Origin of the sequence: Acinetobacter faecalis (assembly GCF_034187745.1) — a bacterium.
Taxonomy (GTDB): Bacteria; Pseudomonadota; Gammaproteobacteria; order Pseudomonadales; family Moraxellaceae; genus Acinetobacter; species Acinetobacter faecalis.
Genome location: NZ_JAXHPF010000001.1, coordinates 333765 through 357197, shown reverse-complemented (window position 1 = coordinate 357197; position 23433 = coordinate 333765). Strand labels below are relative to the sequence as shown.

General features: G+C 37.1%; 14 protein-coding genes and 4 tRNA genes. 9 read left to right on the top strand and 9 right to left on the bottom strand.

The features are described from left to right. Positions 1-29: 29 nt before the first annotated feature. From dld to lldP, 4 genes are all read right to left on the bottom strand, one after another. Complete coding sequence (gene dld, locus SKM54_RS01675; protein WP_321090877.1) at positions 30-1724, bottom strand: D-lactate dehydrogenase; 1695 nt, start codon at positions 1722-1724, stop codon at positions 30-32. A gap of 167 nt (positions 1725-1891) precedes the next feature. Next, the gene (lldD, locus tag SKM54_RS01670) at positions 1892-3046 is read right to left on the bottom strand and encodes an FMN-dependent L-lactate dehydrogenase LldD (RefSeq protein ID WP_154772584.1); all 1155 of its coding nucleotides are present in this window, start codon (positions 3044-3046) and stop codon (positions 1892-1894) included. A 3-nt stretch (positions 3047-3049) separates the two neighbouring features. Then, positions 3050-3793, bottom strand: a complete 744-nt coding sequence (gene lldR / locus SKM54_RS01665; RefSeq protein ID WP_321090878.1) for a transcriptional regulator LldR — start codon at positions 3791-3793, stop codon at positions 3050-3052. A gap of 22 nt (positions 3794-3815) precedes the next feature. Next, positions 3816-5480, bottom strand: coding sequence for an L-lactate permease (gene lldP, locus SKM54_RS01660; RefSeq protein WP_321090879.1), 1665 nt, complete (start codon positions 5478-5480; stop codon positions 3816-3818). 561 nt (positions 5481-6041) lie between these two features. Between lldP and argG the strand changes: the two genes are divergently transcribed. From argG to SKM54_RS01615, 9 genes are all read left to right on the top strand, one after another. Continuing rightward, on the top strand, positions 6042-7385 hold the full coding sequence (gene argG / locus SKM54_RS01655) for an argininosuccinate synthase (RefSeq protein WP_154772581.1): 1344 nt from the start codon (positions 6042-6044) through the stop codon (positions 7383-7385). A 283-nt stretch (positions 7386-7668) separates the two neighbouring features. Further along, on the top strand, positions 7669-8703 hold the full coding sequence (pyrC, locus tag SKM54_RS01650; protein WP_154772580.1) for a dihydroorotase: 1035 nt from the start codon (positions 7669-7671) through the stop codon (positions 8701-8703). Next, complete coding sequence (gene rnt, locus SKM54_RS01645; RefSeq protein ID WP_154772579.1) at positions 8688-9350, top strand: ribonuclease T; 663 nt, start codon at positions 8688-8690, stop codon at positions 9348-9350. Before pyrC ends, rnt begins: the two co-directional genes overlap by 16 nt. A 232-nt stretch (positions 9351-9582) precedes the next feature. Next, positions 9583-12099, top strand: coding sequence for a TonB-dependent receptor plug domain-containing protein (locus SKM54_RS01640; protein ID WP_321090880.1), 2517 nt, complete (start codon positions 9583-9585; stop codon positions 12097-12099). Positions 12100-12400: 301 nt separating this feature from the next. Beyond that, positions 12401-12476 (top strand) — tRNA-Glu (locus SKM54_RS01635). 112 nt (positions 12477-12588) lie between these two features. Then, the gene (locus tag SKM54_RS01630; protein WP_154772577.1) at positions 12589-14004 is read left to right on the top strand and encodes an amino acid permease; all 1416 of its coding nucleotides are present in this window, start codon (positions 12589-12591) and stop codon (positions 14002-14004) included. Positions 14005-14246: 242 nt separating this feature from the next. Further along, positions 14247-14322: transfer RNA gene (locus SKM54_RS01625), tRNA-Glu, on the top strand. Between the two features lie 25 nt (positions 14323-14347). Then, a tRNA-Glu gene (locus SKM54_RS01620) sits at positions 14348-14423 on the top strand. A 49-nt stretch (positions 14424-14472) separates the two neighbouring features. Continuing rightward, positions 14473-14548: transfer RNA gene (locus SKM54_RS01615), tRNA-Glu, on the top strand. Between the two features lie 89 nt (positions 14549-14637). Here SKM54_RS01615 and SKM54_RS01610 read toward each other — a convergent pair. The 5 genes from SKM54_RS01610 to SKM54_RS01590 are packed head-to-tail and all read right to left on the bottom strand — an operon-like array spanning position 14638 to position 23361. After that, entirely contained in the window at positions 14638-16224 is a 1587-nt protein-coding gene (locus tag SKM54_RS01610; RefSeq protein ID WP_321090993.1) for an ABC transporter ATP-binding protein, read from the bottom strand. Beyond that, the gene (locus SKM54_RS01605; RefSeq protein ID WP_321088098.1) at positions 16199-17212 is read right to left on the bottom strand and encodes an ABC transporter permease; all 1014 of its coding nucleotides are present in this window, start codon (positions 17210-17212) and stop codon (positions 16199-16201) included. Before SKM54_RS01605 ends, SKM54_RS01610 begins: the two co-directional genes overlap by 26 nt. Next, positions 17212-18282, bottom strand: coding sequence for a microcin C ABC transporter permease YejB (locus SKM54_RS01600; protein ID WP_321090881.1), 1071 nt, complete (start codon positions 18280-18282; stop codon positions 17212-17214). Before SKM54_RS01600 ends, SKM54_RS01605 begins: the two co-directional genes overlap by 1 nt. Positions 18283-18306: 24 nt before the next feature. Then, positions 18307-20142 carry an extracellular solute-binding protein gene (locus SKM54_RS01595; protein WP_321090994.1) on the bottom strand — a complete coding sequence of 612 codons (1836 nt, stop codon included), beginning with the start codon at positions 20140-20142 and terminating at the stop codon, positions 18307-18309. A gap of 33 nt (positions 20143-20175) precedes the next feature. Next, positions 20176-23361, bottom strand: coding sequence for a LysM peptidoglycan-binding domain-containing protein (locus tag SKM54_RS01590; RefSeq protein WP_321090882.1), 3186 nt, complete (start codon positions 23359-23361; stop codon positions 20176-20178). Between the last annotated feature and the right edge of the window lie 72 nt (positions 23362-23433).

The window sequence follows — 23433 nt, the reverse complement described above, 5'->3', positions numbered from 1 at the left end:
ACCACTTTATCGTTATTATAACTTTTACATTATTTCCAATTTTTCAATTTAGAAGTATGACCAATCCCCACATTAAAACTGTTTGTAGGGTCAAGTTTTTGGTAATGCGTTTTCAGCGCAGGCTTCGCCACATATAAATGCCCCACATTATGCTCAGCAGGATATTCCGCTCCACGATCATCCAACAACTTCCACATTTCATGTTCCATTGCTAAAGGATCAACACCTTTTTTCACAATATAATCTTGATGGAATACATGACATAAGAAATGACCGTAATACAGTTTATGAAGAATTTTCTCATCCATCTCTTTAGGTAGGGTTTCAACCCATTGGCGATCATTACGACGTAACGCAATATCTAGCGCAACAATATCTTCAACCTCACTTAAATGCGTATCACGATAACGAATTGCTGCGCCCGCTACTGCAAAACGGTGTAAAAATGCTTTACGCCCTTCATCCGCATCACACAAAAAGAAGTTTCCTGTTGTATTTATTTTGAAGTAATTTTCAAAGTACTTCTGCACAAGTTCAGCATCCTGATTTTCAATACGAAGTACCAAATGGTGCTCATACAAATCACGGAATTCATTCATGCGTTTTGGCAAATGTGATGGTAAAAACTTCGTCACCAATTGCAGAATTTTATCGCTTAAACCACGTAAACCAAATTTCTGTAAATGACCATCTACCTTATCTTTCATTGCAAATGCAGCAGGCACTTTTGCCGTACCAAATTTCTCAATGAACATAAAAGTATCTTTACCGTATTCAGCACCAATATCGTAGGCAACACGATGAATATACTCACCTGCAATAGGTACATTCGGTAAATCTTGCAATAAAAAGCGACGTATTTCAGTCAAATCATCATGTGAATTTGTCCCCACATAAAAAACTTGGCTTGGAATTTTTTCAAAGGTGTCTAAGCGAACTGCGAATACGCATACTTTCCCTGCCGAACCCGAAGCTTCAAACAAACGCGTTGGGTCTGCATTAAATCGTGCAGGCGTATCTTCATCTACCTGACGCACATCATGTGAATAATGCTGATCCGATGCACAACGATGTTCTTCTTGTTTCACATCTGTTGGTGTGTATTTTTGATGCTGTAAATTTTCTAGAATTTCTTCAGGCGTATCCCCTAAATGAATGCCTAAATGGTTGATGAGTTCTAATTTCCCATCATCATTAACACGTGCATATAAGGCAAGTTCTGTATAAGCAGGACCTCGACGCACTAAAGCACCACCCGAGTTATTACACACACCACCAAGTACCGAAGCACCAATACATGATGAACCAATCACTGAATGTGGTTCACGGTTATAAGTTGCAAGCTCTTTTTCTAAAGCATCTAGCGTTGCACCCGGCAAACAAACCACTTGCTTACCCTCTTGAATGACTTGAATACCTGCTAAACGACGTGTACTTAAAAGCAATACAGGGCGATCATATTCCCCAAATGGAGTTGAACCACCTGTTAAACCTGTATTTGCCGCCTGCATAATCACAATAAAATCTGCTTCTACTGCAATTTGAAGCACTTTCCATTGTTCTACCAATGAGCCCGGTGCTACAACTGCAAAAACCTCGCCCGAACCATAACGTCGCCCCTGACGATATAATCTAGTGTCGCCATCATCAGTTAAGACGTGTTGTTTACCCACAATATTTATAAGTTTTTGCAGTGACTGTTGTTGATTTTTAATATCAGACATTTTTAGATTCCTACTAAACTTATTTACAGTGCAATAAGCTTTTACGGGATATGTTTTAAATCATTCAATAACATTTAAGATGAACAATATTGAAAGTGAAAGGAAAATACAGCGTTGCTTTTACCTAAATAAAAGCAACTTTTATGTAAATTGAATAAGGTACGGTGTTAACCTGCTAATTCACGTTCTAACTTCACTAAACAGTCAGATGTTATATCAGCAATCGTTTTTGCACCTGTGAGTGTCATTGCAACACGCATTTCTTTCTCAATTAAATCAAGCAAATTACTTACGCCTTGACCGCCTGCTGCGCCCAATGCATATACAAATGCACGACCTAACATACAAGTGTCTGCGCCCATCGCGATCATACGCACAACGTCTAAACCGTTACGAATACCTGAATCTGCAAGAATTTTAATATCGCCTTTTACAGCATCTGCAATTGGAGGTAATGCACGAGCTGAAGATAAAACACCATCTAACTGACGACCACCGTGGTTTGAAACCACAATACCATCTGCACCAAAGCGTACAGCATCTTTGGCATCTTCAGGGTCTAAAATACCTTTGATGACCATTGGGCCATCCCAAAACTCACGAATCCACTCTAGGTCTTTCCATGAAATAGAAGGATCAAAGTTATTGCCTAACCAACCAATATAATCTTCTAAACCTGTTGGTTTACCTAAGTATTTCGAAATATTACCTAAATCATGCGGACGCCCCATCATGCCCACATCCCACGCCCAATGTGGGTGGAAACAAGATTGCATATAACGACGCATTGCAGCATTTGGCCCACTCATACCTGAATGAGCATCACGATAACGTGCGCCTGGAACTGGCATATCTACTGTAAATACAAGCGTTGAACAGCCTGCTGCTTTTGCACGTTCCAATGCATTTTTCATGAAACCACGGTCACGCAGTACATAAAGTTGAAACCACATTGGACGTTGAATTGCAGGTGCAACTTCTTCAATTGGACAAACAGAAACTGTAGATAAAGTAAATGGAATACCTTTTTTATCTGCTGCAACCGCTGCTTGAACTTCACCACGGCGAGCGTACATTCCTGTTAAACCTACAGGTGATAATGCAACTGGCATTGATAAAGTTTCATCAAACAATTTAGTTTCAAGACTTAGTTCTGACATGTCATTGAGAACACGTTGTCTAAGTGCAATTTTTGATAAATCTTCTACATTGCGCTTGAGTGTATATTCCGCATAAGCACCACCATCAATATAATGAAAAAGGAATGGTGGAAGACGTCGCTTTGCGGCTTCACGGTAATCGTTCGCAGAAGAGATAATCATAATTTATATCCTATTTAATCGACTCGCACGCTGTTGACGAGCTTCTTCTTCATCAATCGAGCGTACTTGTTGAATGACAAACTCAATGTGTCCACACACTGCATTTCGTGCAGCTTCTGGATCTTGACGTTCAATTGCAGTCATGACATTAAAATGCTGATCTTGCAATTGATCAAAACGGTGTGATTCTGAGTAGACCTTGCGTCGCCCTAAAACCACGTTAAATTGCAATAAATCGAATAGGCTTCGCATTAACTGAATAAGAACAACATTGTGTGATGCTTCAGCTATTGCTAAATGAAATTTGGCATCTGCACGAGCAGCTTCATCATCTTTCCCAAGCGCTTGGCAGTGTGCAATTTCATCGTAACAAGCTCGAATTTTTATAATATCTTCTGCTGTTGCACGTTGCGCTGCATACCAAGCTGTACCACCTTCAAGTATTAAACGAGACTCTTGAACATCGAACCGATATTCAGGATCTACATCTATTAAGTTACTTAAAGGCTGTACAATTTTGTGCTCAGACCAATGTATAGGTAGCTGCTGCAAGTAATTACCTGCGCCAACTTTGCTCAAAAGTAATCCTTGGCTAACCAACTGTTGAATTGCTTCTCTTAAAGATGAACGTGAAACACCAAGCTGTTCACACAGTTTTCTTTCAGCAGGCAAACGGTCTCCGACTTGCATATTCGTCTGTTCAATTAATATGCGTAGACTTTGTACAACTTTGTCGGAGACTTTCATTTAACCTATCCTTTATTGCGTGTTATGGAATCATCCAAGGGAACACATAAGCTTGTAGAGTAATAATAATACCGATCATTACTGTAAACGTTATACTGTGTTTAACAGTAAAACGGAACAAGTCGGACTCTTTACCTACAAGACCTACAGCCGCACACGCAATTGCAATAGATTGTGGTGAAATCATTTTACCTGTCACACCACCACTGGTATTTGCAGCCACTAATAACACCTCAGGTACACCAATTTGTTGCGCTGTTGTTGCTTGAAGTGCAGCAAACAATGCATTTGCAGAAGTGTCTGAACCTGTTAAGAACACACCAATCCACCCTAAAAATGGTGAGAAGAATGTGAATGCATGACCAGTATGTGCAAGTGCTAATGCAAGCGTTGCAGACATACCTGAGTAGTTCGCAATAAAGGCAAATGACAACACCATACCAATTGAATAAATTGGCGTTTTTAACTCACCAACTGTTTCTGTAAATGCTTTTACAGCTTCTTTTGGTTTCATTTTTAAGTAAATAATGGTGATGATTGCAGCAATCATAATTGCTGTACCTGTTGCAGATAACCAATCAAATTTATAAATGGCATCGTAATCTGTAATTTCAGGCACAACAGGCGGCATTTTTTCAATCATTTGATGCAAATACGGCACCTTAATTGAAAATACTAAATCGCTTAAAGGACCATCTTTTGCAAATAAGTCTTTAAACGGTTTAATACTCCAAATTGTTACCATTGCGGTTAATACAGCAAATGGTGACCATGCTTTCGCAATTTGACCTAATGTGTATTTTTTACGTGCTTCTGCAACAATCGTCTCATCTACTTTTACATCTTCATCTTGGAAACGGAAAATATGCTTTGGTTTCCAATATTTCAATAAAATAGTCAAACTTACTAAAGATGCAATTGCAGCAGTAATATCTGGTAATTCAGGGCCAACAAAGTTAGATGTTAAGTACTGCGCCATTGAGAATGAAAAGCTCGCCACAAAAATTGCTGGCCAAGTTTCTTTCACACCGCGCCAACCATCCATAATGGCCATAATCCAGATCAATACAATTGGCACCATAAATGGCAACTGACGACCTACCATCTGGCTAATTTCCATTGTATCTACGCCAGAAACCTGACCTGCAACAATAATTGGAATACCCATTGCACCAAAAGCAACTGGAGCTGTATTTACAATTAAGCATAAACCTGCTGCATATAAAGGCTTAAAGCCTAAACCAACAAGTAAAGCAGCTGTAATAGCAACAGGTGCACCAAAACCTGCCGCACCTTCTAAGAAAGTACCAAATGCAAAACCAACAAGTAGCATTTGCAAACGCTGATCTTCTGTAATAGACAAAATCGAAGAACGAATAACATCGAACTGACCTGTTTTTACAGAAATTTTATAAAGGAACAATGCGCCAATAATAATCCAAGCGATTGGCCATAAACCGTATAGGAAACCATACCCCAAAGAAGCGAAAGCCATTTGAGTTGGCATACCATAAGCAAATAATGAAACAAGTAATGCCAAAACAACCGTGATTGTTCCAGCAACACTACCTTTCATACGAAATACAGCTAAAGCTAAAAAGAAAAATACAATTGGAATTAATGCGACAATACTTGAAAGCCAAATATTGCCCATAGGGTCATAAATCTGTTGCCAATTTTGAAGCATCTTCTACTCCTTGAAATGCTTGTTTTCACTCTAGGCTTATTTAAATATTATTGGTCTTACCAATTAAGCATTAAGCAAAAAAAATATACAAAATAACCACAAGATAATAGTTTCTGTTTCTTTTAAGCGCAATATTTAATTTAAATATAATTATTGGTCATACCAATTTTAATTATTAACAATAAAAATTTAAGGAATAATCAAAATAAGCACTTAACATAAATGATTAATTTTTATAATTATTTTAATTTAGTGTTTGTAGGTATATCAATTCTCATACTTTAGTCTACACAAAAGTTTTGACCTATATGGCGTAGTTGATTGTAAAGATTAAATATCTTTAACAGCAAACTAAGTTTTTACTACATGCTATCAACCTAAAACATCCACAAAGTAAACACCGTTTCACACTCTGTCTATTCACCTCTAAAAACATTGAATATTTTTAATATTTGCATTTTTTTCAGAAAACAAGCTCAAGTTAAAGTGCTATAATATGTGGTTTACAGATTCTCCTTGGCCACCAAATATGGTGCCTGTTTTAGAAAGTTAGGACTTACAATGACTGATAATGCAACTATCTTGCAGAATGTACCAGTAGGCAAAAAAGTAGGTATCGCCTTCTCTGGTGGTCTAGATACTTCAGCTGCTTTATTGTGGATGAAACAAAAAGGTGCTGAACCTTATGCTTATACAGCAAACTTAGGTCAGCCAGATGAAGATGACTACGATGCTATTCCTAAGAAAGCAGAAGCTTATGGCGCAGTTAAAGCTCGCTTAGTTGATTGCCGCTTACAACTTGCACTCGAAGGTATTGCAGCAATTCAATGTGGCGCTTTCCACATCAGCACTGGTGGCGTTCCTTACTTCAACACAACTCCATTAGGTCGTGCAGTAACAGGTACTATGCTTGTTACAGCAATGAAAGAAGATGACGTTAACATTTGGGGTGACGGTTCGACTTATAAAGGTAACGACATTGAACGTTTCTACCGTTATGGTCTTTTAACTAACCCTGCGCTTAAAATTTACAAACCATGGTTAGACCAAACTTTCATTGATGAGCTTGGTGGTCGTGCGGAAATGTCTCAATTCCTTATCGACAACGGTTTTGACTATAAAATGTCAAAAGAAAAAGCATATTCAACAGATTCAAATATGTTGGGTGCAACTCACGAAGCAAAAGATCTTGAATACCTTGATGCTGGCATTAAAATTGTTGATCCAATCATGGGCGTTGCGTTCTGGAAAGATGACGTAGAAGTTAAAGCTGAAGAAGTTTCAATTACTTTTGAAGAAGGCTTCCCTGTTGCGATCAATGGTCGTCGTATCGAAGATCCAGTTGAGTTCATCTTAGAAGCGAACCGTATTGGTGGTCGTCATGGTCTAGGTATGTCTGACCAAATCGAAAACCGTATTATTGAAGCGAAATCTCGTGGTATTTACGAAGCTCCGGGTATGGCTCTTCTTCATATTGCTTACGAACGCCTAGTAACTGGTATTCATAACGAAGATACAATCGAACAATACCGTATTAACGGTTTACGTTTAGGTCGTTTATTATACCAAGGTCGTTGGTTCGATTCTCAAGCGCTTATGCTTCGTGAAACTGCTCAACGTTGGGTTGCTAAAGCTGTAACAGGTACAGTAACTTTAGAACTTCGTCGTGGTAATGATTACACAATCATGAACACTGAATCTGAAAACCTTACATACGAAGCTGAACGCTTAACGATGGAAAAAGGCGATTCAATGTTCTCTCCTATGGATCGTATTGGTCAATTGACTATGCGTAACCTAGATATTACAGATACTCGCGCTAAACTTGGTATTTATACAAATACTGGTTTATTGGCAGTAGGTACAGGTTCTGCTGTTCCTCAATTAAAAGACAAAAACAAATAAGTTTGTTGAATGTCAAAAAACCGCTCTTATGAGCGGTTTTTTATTGCCTTTAAATATGATTAAAACCATCAAAATAAAAAGATGATCATTAAGTTATAAAGCACTTAATTTTACTTTTTAAAGTGAAAATTACACACATAAAATAAGAGAAATTTTAACCGTTTAAATTACACTCAAGAAATTAGCAAATATTTACGTAAATCTATCTCTTTATTCATTTTTGCGGTTACCAATTTCACCACAATTCGATTATCATTTATTTTATTTTCTAGTAAGAATTATTTTGAATACGATAACCTTGCTTCAGCCTGATGATTGGCACGCTCATTTACGTGATGGACTCGCTCTAGAACGTACAGTACCCGATCTTGCAAAACAATTTTCTCGCGCAATCTGTATGCCGAACTTAGTTCCACCTGTGAAAACTGTGGAAGAAGCAGAAGCATATCGTAGCCGTATTATGGCGCATGTGCCTGAAGGCATCGAATTCGACCCTCGAATGGTTCTTTACTTCACAGACCAAACATCTCCTAAAGAAATCTTAAAAATTAAGAAATCTGAACATGTAAATGCAATTAAACTTTACCCTGCTGGCGCAACAACCAATTCAGACAATGGTGTTAGCGACATTAGCAAAGTTTATGCTGTTATTGAGCAACTTGAAAAACATCAAGTTCCATTGTTATTGCATGGCGAAGTTACACATAATCATGTCGATATTTTTGACCGTGAAAAACGTTTCTTAGATGAAGTACTTTCACCGCTAATGAAACAATTCCCAGGCTTAAAACTTGTTTTAGAACACATTACAACAAGTGAAGCGGCGAATTTTGTTTTAGAACATGATCGCAATGTTGCAGCAACAATTACACCGCAGCATTTATTATTTAACCGTAATGATATGTTAGTTGGTGGTGTTAAACCGCATTTCTATTGCTTACCAATTTTAAAGCGCCAAACACATCAGCAAACGCTACTAGAAGTAGCAACAAGCGGTAATCCTAAGTTTTTCTTAGGAACAGACAGCGCTCCGCACTCTAAAAATGCTAAAGAAAATGCATGTGGTTGTGCTGGATGCTATAGTGCGCCTACTGCTATTGAACTATATGCTCAAGCCTTCGATCAAGTTGGTAAAATTGACCGCCTTGAAGGTTTTGCAAGCCACTTCGGTGCAGACTTCTATGGTCTTCCACGTAATACCAGTACCATTACTTTGGTAAAAGAAGATCAAATTATTCCTGAAAGCTTAGACTATTTGGATGGTGAAAAAATTGTCCCTCTTTATGCGGGCAAAACGATCCAATGGAGAAAATTGTGACAGACGAAACTCTACCAATCATTGGTCAGCGTTTCCGTGGCTTCCTACCTGTTGTTGTTGATGTTGAAACAGCAGGTTTTAATTCACAGACCGATGCATTATTAGAAATCGCAGCTATTCCTATTATTTATAATGAGGAAGGTCAATTTGTTCCGGGGCAAGCGTATCATGCGCATATCAACCCATTTGAAGGTGCAAATTTAGACCGTAGATCTTTAGATTTTATTGGTATTGATCCATCGAACCCTATGCGTGTTGCAATGGCTGAAGATGAAAAATCTGCCTTAAAACGTATTTTCAAAGCAGTAAATGAAGTACGTCGTCAACAAAATTGCACACATGCAGTTCTTGTTGGACATAATGCGCATTTCGATTTAGGTTTTGTACAAGCAGCAATTGCGCGTACAGGCACTAAAAATCAAAACCCATTCCACAGCTTTTCAGTATTCGATACTGTAACTTTAAGTGCTGTAATGTTTGGGCAAACTGTTCTCGCTAAATCTTGTATTCAGGCTGGCATTGAATTTGATGGTAAAGAAGCACATTCTGCTTTGTATGACACTCAAAAAACTGCTGAACTTTTTTGCTTTATTTTAAATAAGCTTGCACCGCATCTTGTAGAAACTCTTTTATCAGTAGAACAATAAGTTCTTTTGATACTAAAGCACCCTAGAAGTTAAATTGTTCATTTTATGTTTTACATTTAAATGATCGTTTAATTTCAATAATAAGGGTGCTTTTTTACATCTAAAAATTATTCCACCGTCAAATATTGTACTTTTATCAACCAGACAAGTGTAAGTAATTCTCATTTATATTGAAAAATACACCAACTCAAATGATAATCGCTTTTATTTTCATTTGTGCAAATTTCACTTCATGACTCTTACTCGTACTTATATCAGTTGTGCCATTCTTTCTATTCTTAGCACATCAGTGTATGCAAATGATCAAACTGATACTCTAGAAATTAAAAGCGAGAAATCATCTATTCAATTATCCCCACTTGTTGTCAAAGCAATTGAAGATAAAGATGTCGGAATAACTGTATATACAAAAGAAGATTTAGAAAAAACGCCGAATAATAAAAAAACAATTTCTGAACTGCTGAAAGTTAATTCGAATGTTCAATTTACAAACTCAGAAAAAGCAGCAGGTAATCAAGCTGAAATTCATGCAAGTGATATTTCAATCCATGGAGCACTTCCTTATAACAATGCCTTTCTTTTCAATGGAATGAGTATTAATAATGACATTAATCCATATGAAAGTAATTCTGGTATTAGTGACCCAACATCCCTAAAAGGTAATTCACAAGCAGTAACCCTGAATACTGACCTTCTCTGCAACTTAGAAGTATTAGACAGCAATGTCAGTGCACAGTACGGAAAATTCACTGGTGGTGTAATTAGTGCAACAACTTGCGCCCCCAAAACAGTAGTAGGAAAAATTCACGGCAATATAAACTATGACTACACCTCTTCAGATTGGTACCGATTCAACTATATTGACTCATCGGAAGAAAGTGATTTTGAGGATACAACTCAAACAAATGCACAAAAAGACTTTACTCAAAAAGGTATAAGCCTGAATACATATGGACGATTAACTGAAAGTTTAGGCTTTAATTTAGGACTAAGCCAACGTAAGTCAGACATACGATCCACATCAAAACTATCAGATGCTCGCCCTTATAATGAGGATCGCACGTCTACAAATATTAATGCTGAGCTATTTTATAATCCTAGCGATGACTTAGAAATTAAATTTTCAGCACAAAATTATAGTGATGAATCTACCCGTTTCAATCAAAGTATTATAACGAACGGTTACAATCAAACTTCAGATAACCAATCATTACAATTGAGCATTAGAAATGACTTCCCTTTATTTTCATTAACTAACAACATTAATTATCAGAAAAAAAAGAACGAACGTCTAAGCACTGATGGAGATAACTTTACTTGGTGGAAAACAGAAAATAAAAACTGGAGTGATAAAACCTCTGTATCAGAGGGAGCAACTGGCACCATATTCAATGAACAACAAACCTTAGAATATAGTACTTCTGCAAAATTCATTCCTTTTGAATTTTTCAAAACAACGCATAACTTTCATATTGGAGCTGGATTTACTCATAATGAAGCTGCTTGGCATCGTCCAAATGATTATACCCAATACTTTCTTCCAACTGGATTTAACACAGACTGTATTAAAAATGACGGATCGATAGATATTGCTTGCGACCCCGATTATATTCCAAGCAAAAAAGCAACTGGACAATACAGCAAAACAAAAACTGTTCATGGAATGGGCTCTATTGATGTCCAACAAGACAGTTGGTTTGCATTTATAGAAGATCGCTTACAATGGGATAAAAGATTTGAAGCTGTTCTTGGTCTACGCTTTGATTACGACAGTTTAAGTAAGAATAAAAATATTGCACCTAGAACAGCTTTTCACTACAAGCCTTTCGGTGATCAAAGTTTAAAATTTAGTACAGGCTGGAATCGTTATTACGATCGTTATTTATACAATTTCGACTTACAAGATGGAATTTTAAATTTTCAAAATCAATATACTCGAACAGACTTAAATAGCGATTGGACACCCAAAGTATCGCCAAACAAAAACAATATTAAAAGAAGTGATTTAGATTTACCTTATGCAGATGAATGGATGCTCGCACTGAGCAGTGAATTCAAAAACATTCGCACGCAAATCAAATATGTTAACCGTGAATATAAAGATCAATATCATTTAATTTATCCAGATCCAAATAATATTTGGACTCGTGAATATAGCAATAATAAAAACTATAGCTCGGAAAATATAACTTTAGATATCGGTAATATTTTACCATTCAACGTTCTAGATACTAAGCATCGCATGAGTTTAGCTGTGAGCTATTCAAATACTAAGCGCGACTATAATAATGCCAATGATTCTGAAACTAAAGAATACAGTCACGTTTTATATAATGGAAAACTCATCACTCCGAATAACCTACCTGCCAGTGATTTTAATGTCCCTTTAACTGCTCGTATAAGTTGGGACTTTACACCAAATTTTTTAGCTGGATTAAATATTAGTAATTTCTTGGTTTACAAACCAACCTTCCAAGGATTAACTAAATCTAGCAGCATAGCTAAACCATACACTCATATAAACAATCTACCCGTAATTTATAGTTATAACGACACAAGTATTCCTAGTGTCGTTCGTTGGGATATGCGAGCAAGCTATACTCACCAAATATCTCAAAATATTCATGCTATCTGGGGACTAACTATTAATAATGTCACGAATCGACACAATAAATACTTAGATACCGACTACTATTTAAAATCTGAAATAGGTCGCCAATTTATTGCCGATATTACTTTTAAATTTTAAGTTCTACAGAAGAGTCCTACCGGACTCTTTTTTATCTAAATAACGTCAAATATCACCAAGGTATAAAAGGCTGCACTCTTTAGTTAGTTTTTAAATTAGTAAAATTAATCAATATAGCTTAACTCACACCCACCTTTACTCATCACAATCTACTTCGCTACAGTCTTAATAAATATATAAATTCATTTATGTTTAATATATTTACCAAAAAATAAACAATCAGTTCATTTATACAAAAATAACTAAGTTTGCAGTTTGACAGCTTTATAAAAACCCAATAACATACGCATCACCTCAAAACGTCCCTATCGTCTAGAGGCCTAGGACATCGCCCTTTCACGGCGGTAACCGGGGTTCGAATCCCCGTAGGGACGCCATTTATCGCACCATGCGATCACTCGTTAAACAAAATCATTATAATTTAATTGCAGATTTGTAGTTTTTCACTACAATGGTCGGCTTCATTTATTATTTATTTTTAACAATCCTATGCACTCATCTCCGAATGATGCTTCGCATCAGGGCAATTCTGCGCCTTTAAAACGCGCTATGAGTACTCGACATCTAGTTATGATTTCGCTTGGTGGCGCAATCGGAACTGGCCTATTTTTAGGATCGGGTGAAGTCATTGCACAAACGGGGCCAGTAGGTGCCATAATCTCTTACTTCTTAGGTGGTGTTATCGCATACATGGTAATGCTATGCCTAGGAGAACTTGCTGTACACATGCCTGAATCTGGCTCATTTGGCGCTTATGCCAAACGCTATATTGGTCCAGGAACTGGTTATACCATTACATGGTTATATTGGCTTACATGGTCAGTTACGCTTGGAACAGAATTTACTGCAGCCGCACTTTTAATGCAGGAATGGTTCCCAGACAGCTCTATGTGGATGTGGACGCTCATCTTTGGTGCTTTCGTGTTTACCTTAAACATGATTTCAACCAAATGGTTTGCTGAATCTGAATTTTGGCTTGCATTAATTAAAGTTATTACCGTTGTTGCTTTTATTCTTTTAGGTTTACTTGCAATATTTGGTGTACTTGGTTATCGCGGCTTCGAATCTGCACCACTTTTCACTAATTTAACTGCTCAAGGTTGGTTCCCAGAGGGTTTATTCCCTATTTTTGCAACCATGTTAATTGTTAACTTTGCCTTCTCAGGCACAGAGTTAATTGGTGTTGCTGCGGGTGAAACTAAAGATCCAGCTAAAAATGTTCCCAAAGCAATTAATACTGCAATTTTCCGCTTATTAATTTTCTTTGTAGGTACCATTATCGTTGTGACTTCACTTTTACCACATCAAGAAGCAGGTCTAAATGCTGAAGGTGTAAGTAGCAGTCCATTCGTAACAGTATTTCAGCACATTGGTATTCCTTATGCTGAAGATATTATTCGTTTTGTAATTATCACGGCATTATTATCTGCAGCAAACTCAGGTTTATTTGCTGCTTCTCGTATGATGTGGTCACTTTCATATACGAAACAATTACCTGCTGTATTCTCTAAATTGAACAAACGCGGTATTCCGTACGTTGCTGTTTCAGTAACAATGATTGGTGGTTTACCTGGTTTACTTTCTGAGCAATTTGCACCAGAAACAATTTTCAGTAACTTACTTGGTATTGCTGCATTTACCATGGTTGTTGTTTGGATGAGTATTTGCTTAAGCCAATTCAATTTCCGACGCCAATGGTATAAAGCAGGACGTACAAAAGAAGAGTTAGGCTTTGCTGCTCCACTTTTCCCTATTGTGCCAATTCTAGGTTTCTTATTCTGTTTTATTACCTGTGTAAGTATGGTTTTCGACCCATCATTACGCATTAGCTTCTTTGGCTGTTTAGCATTTATTGGTATTTGTTATGCAAGCTATTACGGGCTGTATCACAATAAATCTGAATAAAATCCTAAAAGAGTAACTTCGGTTACTCTTTTTTTTGCATCATTATTTTTAAAATTTTATTTTGGTAGTGTTCAACTTATTTAAAGATAATTTTTCATTATTGATGCAATTCACAGCACTTTTTCAATATTTCTATAAATTATGTTGATAAATTATCCATTCAAATCAATATCATTATTTTTTTGCTGAAAAGCGTTTGACACCCCCATCATTTCGACCTAATATACGCCCACCTCTGAAACGTCCCTATCGTCTAGAGGCCTAGGACATCGCCCTTTCACGGCGGTAACCGGGGTTCGAATCCCCGTAGGGACGCCAATTTCAGAAGTAATGTTTGTATTTAGTCCCTATCGTCTAGAGGCCTAGGACATCGCCCTTTCACGGCGGTAACCGGGGTTCGAATCCCCGTAGGGACGCCACAAACTTTCACTTGAAAGAGAATGGTTTTACAAATAATTACTTCACGCTGTCCCTATCGTCTAGAGGCCTAGGACATCGCCCTTTCACGGCGGTAACCGGGGTTCGAATCCCCGTAGGGACGCCATATTCGAGATGCTAAATTTATTCAGTATTTCACAAAAAAGCCCAAGCATTTCGACTTGGGCTTTTTTGTATCTTAAATTTAGTCATTATCTAATACTGACTTGCAGCAATTAATTCTCGTGTATATTCATTCTGAGGATGTCCAAATAATTGCTCTGTTTCTTGTATTTCTACAACTCGACCATGATGTAAAACCAATACTTTTTGACACAATGCTTTCACCACTTGTAAATCATGGCTAATAAACAAATAACTCATGCCATCTTCTTGCTGTAAACGTCGCAATAAATTCACAATAGATCGTTGTGTTGTTCTATCTAAAGCAGACGTAGGTTCATCTAAAATTAATAATTTAGGCTTTAAAACCAAAGCACGTGCCAATGCAATACGTTGACGTTGCCCACCTGAAAGCTCATGCGGATATCGGTTTTTAAAAGTAATTGGCAAATCTACTTTTTCCAAAGCTTCCTCTACTAAGCTTGTAATTTTAGCTTGAGATATTTTTTGAATATACAAACCTTCAGCAATTGTTTGCTCTACAGTTAAGCGCGGATTCAAACTACTAAAAGGATCTTGGAATACAATTTGAAAATCATGACGTAATGGTCGAAGTATTTTTTCTGATAGCTGATTTAAATCTTTCCCAAGTAATTCAATTTTACCGTCACATTGTATTAAACGCGCAATTGCTAAAGCCAAAGAGCTTTTACCCGAGCCACTTTCTCCTACTATACCTATCGAATGTCCTTGCTCAAGCCGTAATTGAAGTGGTTCAACTGCAATTACATAATCTTTAACTCTATTGAACAACCCCTTCTTAATAGGAAAACGTACCACAACATCTTCTAGTTTTAATAATGTGTCGGATTCATTTAACTTAAGTGCTTTACCAAAATTATGATTCAGCAAATTTTTCGTATAATCCGTTTGTGGATTTTTAAAAATATTTGCTACCGTGTTTTGTTCTTCAACTTTCCCTTTATTCATCACAATCACTTGGTCTGAATATTGGCGCACCAAATTCAAATCATGGCTAATTAAAATCATCGCCATATTGCGGGTTTTCTGCAAAGACTTTAACAGTTTTAAAATTTGAGCTTGTAACGTAACATCTAAAGCCGTAGTTGGCTCATCTGCAATTAAAATATCTGGTTCTAAGGCAAGTGCCATTGCAATCATCACACGCTGTCTCTGACCGCCTGAGAGCTCGTGTGGATAGCGTTTTAACTTATCTTCTGGCTTAGGTATACCTACATCATTTAACAGTGCTATAACGCGCTCACGTGTTTGTTGTTTCGAATAGCCTGCCAACCACAAAGTTTCACCAACAATCTTTTCAACACAATGCAATGGATTCAATGCTGTCATTGGTTCTTGAAAAATCATGGCAATTTTATGTCCACGAATTTGTCGTTTTTCTACCTCAGAAAGACTTAGTAATTCTTGTTCGTTTAAAAAAACTTGTCCATCTGTTTTTAAGTTTTGAGGCAACAAACCCAATATCGCCAAACTGCTAATAGATTTGCCTGAACCACTTTCACCTACAATGGCAACAGTTTCACCTTCATGTAATTTAAAGCTTAAATCTTCAACTAAATATTGTTCATCATGTTTAATTTTTAAATGTTCAACACTTAATAAAACTGGAAGATTATTGACGTCTTGGATCAAATGCATCACGCGTCGCCTCCCCAATATAAATAAGTAAAGATAGAACAATGGCTAAAGTAAAAAAGCCTGAAAGTGCAAGCCAAGGCGCATTTAAATTATTCTTTGCTTGTAATAACAATTCACCTAAAGATGCTGTACCGGGTGGCAATCCATAACCTAAAAAGTCTAACGCAGTTAATGCTGTAATATTCGCTGTCAGCATTAGTGGAAGTTGCGACAAACTTGAACTCATTGCATTCGGTAAAATATGACGAAATATAATGGTTCTGTCATTCACACCTAAGCTTCTTGCAGCCCGAACATAGTCAAAATTTCTCGCTCTTAGAAATTCTGCGCGAACTAATCCAACCAATGTAGGCCAACCAAAAATAAGCATAATGAGAAATAGCCAATAGATACTTGGACTAAACATACTGACCAAAATCATCACCATAAAAAGCATAGGCAAACCGCCCCACACTTCTAATATGCGCTGACCAAGTAAATCAATCCAACCACCATAATAGCCCTGAATTGCACCTACTATAATTCCCAAAAAAGCCGAAGCAAAAGTTAAAGCAAAGCCAAATAAAAGTGACAGTCGAAGACCATATAAAATGCGTGCAAGTACATCTCGTCCTTGATCATCTGTTCCTAGCCAATTTTGAGATGTTGGTGCAGATGGTACAGGTACGGCTAAATCTAAATTTGGAGATTGGTATGAAAACTCAATAAAAGGCCAAATTGCCCAACCTTTTTCTTCAATTAGCTGAATTACTGCGGGGTCTTTATATTCTGCTTCTGTTTCAAATACGCCACCAAATGTCGTTTCAGGATATTCTTTTAAGACAGGAACATAATAAGACTGATCGTATTTCACTAACAACGGCTTATCATTAGCAATAAATTCTGCACACAATGAGCAAATAAAAATTGCTAGAAAAATAATTAAACACGAAAACCCCAATTTATTGGCTTTAAATTTATCAATTCGAGCTCGCATAAGTGGTGACATTATTTTGCACCTCTCGAATCGAAATTAATTCTAGGATCAATTATTTGATAAAGCACATCACTGAGTAAGCGAAGTAATAATCCTAACAAGGTAAATAAAAATAATGTACCAAAAATAACAGGATAATCTCGCTGAACAATAGCTTCAAAACCTAACAATCCCAAACCATCTAAATTGAAAATAATTTCAATAAACAGATTTCCTACAAAGAAAATACCAATCAGCGCTTCGGGTAAGCCTGCTATAACAATGAGCATCGCATTACGAAATACATGTCCATACAGCACACGAGTTTCAGTTAAGCCTTTTGCACGAGCTGCGAGTACATATTGCTTGCTAAGTTCTTCCATAAAGGAATATTTCGTTAAATATGTTAGTCCTGCAAATCCACCAATCACCATGGCAAGTAAAGGCAAAGTCATGTGCCAAAAGTAGTCTTTAATTTGTTCCCAAAAGCTTAAACTTTGGAAATTTTCAGACACTAAGCCTTGTAGCGGAAACCATTGCAAATAACTTCCACCTGCAAAAAATACAATGAGCAAAAGTGCAAAAACAAAGGCCGGAATTGCATAACCAATTGCCAATAACATTGAACTTGCTTTATCGAAAGCTAAACCATGCTTTTTTGCTTTTTTTATGCCTAAAGGAATTGAAATTAAATATATTAATAACGTACTCCAAAGCCCTAAAGACAATGAAACAGGCAATTTTTCCCAAAGCAATTGTGTTACGGGTTTATCCTTAAAAAAACTGGTGCCAAAATCGAACTGAGCATAACTTTTTAACATTAACCAAAAGCGTTCATGTGCAGGTTTATCGAAGCCATATTGCGCTTCAATTTTTTTCACCATTTCATCACTTAAACCTTTTGCACCCTGATATTGACTCGATTGATCTACCGTTTCGCCTACAGAAGCAGATTGTCCAACACCTTGAAAAGCCTCTGCCTTTTGAATTGCTTGTTCTACAGGACCACCTGGTGCAATTTGTACGACCACGAAATTAATCAGCAAAATAAAAAATAATGTCGGAATAATCAGCAATAATCGTTTAAAAATATAGGCGCCCATGTTCAATCCCCAAATGATGACATGCTATTGCTTACGCAAATATTGCGTCACTTTATTGGCTTTTACAGGATTACTCCACCAATAATCGACGCCTACTGAAAGCTTTGGTTTTACTTTAGGTTGCTCATACATATTCCAATATGCCAACCAATTTTCACCTTTGCCATAGGTTAAAATTTGATAATAACCCGAACGCAATAAACGATCTAAAACTTTGGTTCTAATCACAAGTTGCTCTCGATTTGGCGCATTAATCACGAGCTTAATTGCCTCATCAATGGCAGGATTTTTAATTCCTGCATAATTATAATTCCCTGCTTGATCTGCCGCAGCACTTCCCCAAAATTGGGCTTGTTCATTACCCGGATTTAATGATTGTGGCAAGGCATTTGTAGTCATTTCAAAGTCTGCACGGCGCATACGCTCAATATATTGAGGCACATCAATTTGACGTACATTCACCTGTATTCCTAAGCGTTTTAAATTGCGTACAAACGGCATCAGCGTACGTTGCAAACTTTCTTGAAAAATTAAAAACTCAAACTCGATGGGTTGACCATCTAAACCCAATAATTTTCCATTTTTATATTGATAACCTGCTTTTAATAAAAGCTGTCTTGCAATCAATAAATTTTGCCGATTAAAACCGCTTGCATCAGAGACAGGGGATTTCCAAGAACTTAAAACACTCTGCTTATGTATAGGATGTAATTTAGATAATAGCGGCTTTAAAATTTGCATTTCGGCTGTACTTGGCACACCTTTGGCTTCTAATTCACTATTTGAAAAATAACTTTGTAAACGTTGATATTGATTATAAAACAGAGCTTTATTTTGCCATTCAAAGTCATAGGCATAACTTAAAGCCTGACGAAAACGAATGTCATTAAATGGTTTTTTACGCGTATTAAATACAAAACTTTGTGTTGTTGCTGGGTTTTGATGTTTAAATTTTTGTTGTACCACCAAGCCTGAATTTACTGCAGGAAATTTATAACCCGTTACCCATTTACGTGCCATATATTCTTCATGATAGGTATATTGCCCAGACTTAAATCCTTCAAATGCCACATCTAAATTGCGATAGTACACATATTTTATGCGATCAAAATTATATTTCCCTTTATTTAAAGGAATATCTTTTGCCCAATAATTTGGATTGCGTTTATACGTAATACTACGTCCTGCATCTATACGTTCAATGGTATAAGGGCCAGAACCTAAAATTGGTTGCATCGTAACTTTCGTAAAGTCACGATGCAACCAATCTTTTTTAGAATAAATAGGCAAGGTTGCCAAAATTAATGGCATTTCTGAATTACTGTCAGATTTAAATGTCATTTTCACTTGATACTTAGACAAAACTTCCGTCTTTTCCAAATCTGCAATATACATTTGCAAACCTGGATTTGACTTAGTTTGGTAAGTATCCAATGTGAATTTTACATCTTCAGCAGTTAAAGCACTGCCATCACTAAAACGTGCTTTTTTATTTAAATGATAAATCACAAACTTGGTTTTGACAGGATCGAACGTGACTTTTTCCGCAATTAACGGATACATCACACCCGGTTCATCTAATGAGTTTTTCATTAAAGAATCGAAAATATAATCTATACCTTCAACAGCACTTCCCTTGCCATTCATTGCATTTAAATTATCAAATGTATCTTTACCTGAAAGACTAATATATCCACCTTTTGGCGCATACGGATTTGCATAAGGCATGGCAGATAAATTTGCATATTTAGGCGTATTATGAATGGCAATATAAGAAGTGGTCTGCAATGCAGACCACCCATATTGTGTTGAAAGCAAAAGACTTGCGGCAAAACAAAATAGTTTTGCCAATCGATCCATCATCAAAAAGTCATTCCTTTTTCAGTCTCATCTTTACAAATTTGGCACCTTAATCACCTGACCAATACGAAGCGCAGCACTTGGTTGCATATCATTCATATCTGCAAGTGTTTTAGTGTCTGTATCATAACGCTTAGCCAAACCAATTAAGGTATCACCTCGCTTCACTTTATACGACACAACCAATTTTGGCACGTTAATCGACTGACCAACTTGTAAACCTGAACGTGGCGTTAAATCATTCATTGCAGCAAGTTCGGCAACACTTATGTCAAAACGGCTCGCAATTACATTTAGTGACTCACCCGATTTTACGCTATATTTCTCGATATTTTTGCTCGATTTAACTGTACTTTTTCTAGAAGTTTCAGCATCTTGCTTTTTCGTTGCTGTATTTGAAGATAAACCAGACTCTTGAAGTTTTAAGCGCTGACCTACACGTAAGTTCGCATTAGACGAAATATCATTAAATTCTGCCAATTGGCGAGTTTGTAAATCGTATTTACGCGCAATACTACTTAAAGTTTCACCCGATTTTACTACGTGAGTATCTAGTGTTTTATCTGCAACAGCTTCACTTCTAGAAGTCGATTTTGGCTCATCACCTGTTAGCTTAAGCTTTTGACCTACACGTAAATTTGTATTACGACTCATGCCATTAATATTGGCAATGTAGTCCATGCCCAAGTTGTACTTATTCGAGATTGCAGATAAAGAATCGCCAGATTGAACTGTATAAGTATCTGGAACATTCAAACCCTCAGGCACTTTTAGAGTTTGCCCGACTTGCAAACCACGGCTAACTGCAATGTTATTTAAAATTGCTAATTCAGAAAGGCTAATTTTAGATTGCGATGCAATGCTATATAGCGTATCGCCACGTTGAACAGTGTAATTCTCAACTTTATAACTTGGTGAAGAAGACGCTTTATCTTCTTTAGCATCTGCTTTTACATTTAGTGCAGAAACTTCATTTACAGGCACATTAATTTTTTGCCCTACCATTAAGCTACTACCCGCATTTAAACCAGGAGTTAAATCTGCCAACTCCTGATTAGACAATGCATAACGGTCTGCAATGAGTTTTAAAAATTCACCACGTTTAACAACATAGGGTTTTGTTTGAACTTTTGCTGTTTTATTTGATGTCGATGTATCTCGCTTATTACTTGAATTATCTTTAAGTGATAGCTTCTGACCCACACGCAAATTACTTGTAGTCGATAGATCATTAAAGTCAGCAAGTTGCTTCACAGATAAGCCAAACTCAGCAGCAACTGTGGTTAAAGAATCATTCGGTTGAACTGTGTAAGTTTCTGGTTGAGTTTTCGGTTTAGCCGCTACAATAGGTTTTGCATCATATAAATAGATGGTTGTTCCTGCATATAACGTTGCATTTGGATCAATTTGGTTCCATTTCGCAACATCACGCCAGTTCACACCATTTTTTAAAGCAATTGTTGCTAAGGTATCACCCGAAACAACATTGTAAGTACTGCGTTTACCTTTTGGTGCAACAACAACTACATCAGATTCTGTCTTAATAAAGTTTTTACCTTCATTACGCTTTGCTTCGTCAGAATCTGGCTTTGTATTATCTGCAACAGCTTTAGGATAAGCGAAACCTTTGGTTAATTCTTTACCTTCTTGTTCAGCAACCGACAAACTTGTTTGAATTGCCGTTAACTTAATTTTGCCATCATAAGGATCGACAATTTCAGTACCTTGTGGTGCAAGACGCTTAAGCTCTGCAATGACTTGGTCTTGCTCTGCTTGTGATGCGACAGGCTGAAGAATATCTTCTACATTTTTCGATGCATCTTCAGCTTTTAATGCAGCAGCAATTTTTTCACGTTCAGCAGCCGAAATTGGTGGCTCTGCACTTACCTGCTTCACATTTACCGCAGGTGTTACAGCAACAGGAATACGTGGCGCACTTGGAATATCTGCATTATTTGCAAATGATGCCAAAGCATTTGAGCCTCTAGGTGTAACAGCTAAATGTGTAGGTTTTTTACTACTTGCAGTTAAGACGGGAGTCGTTGCTACAGGTGTTGTTACAGTTTTTGGCGCTACGGTAGTTTTAGCAGCAGAAGTTGTTTTAGTCGTTGTTGAAGTTTTAGTATTTGACGCTGCCAACAAGGTATCAGACGATGCGCTCACACCACCCAATTTTTTCAATTTTGCATCAATAGATGGGCTCACATCGGCAGGAATTAACACACGCATTGGACTTGCGCTATCAATTTTTTCACCACGATGTGCAGGATTTAATGCATACAACTCCGCACGGCTTAAACCTGTTAACGATGCAATATCACTTAAATTTGCAGTACCAACAGTAATTTCTCTAAAGTGAGGACGGTTTGCAATTGGCGGTAAATGCACGCCATATTTACTCGGATTTTTAATAATTTGTGCAACAGCCATAAAGCGTGGCACATAGTACATTGTTTCTTGCGGTAATTTTAATGACCAATAATCTGTTGGTAATCCTGCTGCTTTATTACGGTTAATTGCCTGCTGAATACGACCAGGACCTGCATTATATGCAGCCAATGCCAATTCCCAAGAACCAAATTGATTATAAAGCGCGCCTAAAAACTCATAAGCAGCACGTGTTGATTCAACTACATCACGGCGACCATCATACAAACTTGTTTGCTTTAATCCGTAAATACGACCTGTACTTGGAATAAACTGCCATAAACCTGCTGCGGCTGCACTACTTGTTGCAGCTGGGTCATACGAGCTTTCGATAATAGGTAATAATGCTAATTCCGTAGGCATTCCACGGCGTTCAGCTTCTTTTACTGTATGATATAAATAACGTGAAGCACGCGCACTTAAACGGTTGATATACGGTTGACGCGACATAAACCAACTACGCTGTGCATCAATTCGTGGATTCCATTGATCTGTATCCATTTTAAAACCAACGCTCATGCGCTTCCACACATCACCGTGTTTTAAAATGAGTAAACGATCCCCTTCTACTGCACGCATATCTGTAGCAGATAATAAGTCTTCTAAAGAATCTAAACTATTTGCATCTAAATAACCGCCACCAAGTTGTTTTGACTTAGACGAACCACTTGCACTTTGAGTTGAAGCACACCCCGTCATTAGTCCTAAAGCAACAAGTGCAGACCCTACTGCTGTAATTTTAAATATTGATGGTACTGTCGGTTGCCACATTTGCGTGGTTGGTTTATACATAAGGAATCCAAACATCGTATAAATTATTTTTAATATAGACATTGTAGTGAAGCATCTCTGCGACACAAGGCT

Bases quoted from the DNA above. Each gene is read 5' to 3' on its own strand.
- SKM54_RS01595 (WP_321090994.1), bottom strand. From the start codon at position 20,142: ATGGATCGATTGGCAAAACTATTTTGTTTTGCCGCAAGTCTTTTGCTT.
- SKM54_RS01630 (WP_154772577.1), top strand. From the start codon at position 12,589: ATGCACTCATCTCCGAATGATGCTTCGCATCAGGGCAATTCTGCGCCT.
- SKM54_RS01605 (WP_321088098.1), bottom strand. From the start codon at position 17,212: ATGTCACCACTTATGCGAGCTCGAATTGATAAATTTAAAGCCAATAAA.
- lldP (WP_321090879.1), bottom strand. From the start codon at position 5,480: ATGCTTCAAAATTGGCAACAGATTTATGACCCTATGGGCAATATTTGG.
- SKM54_RS01590 (WP_321090882.1), bottom strand. From the start codon at position 23,361: ATGTATAAACCAACCACGCAAATGTGGCAACCGACAGTACCATCAATA.
- lldR (WP_321090878.1), bottom strand. From the start codon at position 3,793: ATGAAAGTCTCCGACAAAGTTGTACAAAGTCTACGCATATTAATTGAA.
- SKM54_RS01610 (WP_321090993.1), bottom strand. From the start codon at position 16,224: ATGCATTTGATCCAAGACGTCAATAATCTTCCAGTTTTATTAAGTGTT.
- rnt (WP_154772579.1), top strand. From the start codon at position 8,688: ATGGAGAAAATTGTGACAGACGAAACTCTACCAATCATTGGTCAGCGT.
- dld (WP_321090877.1), bottom strand. From the start codon at position 1,724: ATGTCTGATATTAAAAATCAACAACAGTCACTGCAAAAACTTATAAAT.
- lldD (WP_154772584.1), bottom strand. From the start codon at position 3,046: ATGATTATCTCTTCTGCGAACGATTACCGTGAAGCCGCAAAGCGACGT.
- SKM54_RS01640 (WP_321090880.1), top strand. From the start codon at position 9,583: ATGACTCTTACTCGTACTTATATCAGTTGTGCCATTCTTTCTATTCTT.
- argG (WP_154772581.1), top strand. From the start codon at position 6,042: ATGACTGATAATGCAACTATCTTGCAGAATGTACCAGTAGGCAAAAAA.
- SKM54_RS01600 (WP_321090881.1), bottom strand. From the start codon at position 18,282: ATGGGCGCCTATATTTTTAAACGATTATTGCTGATTATTCCGACATTA.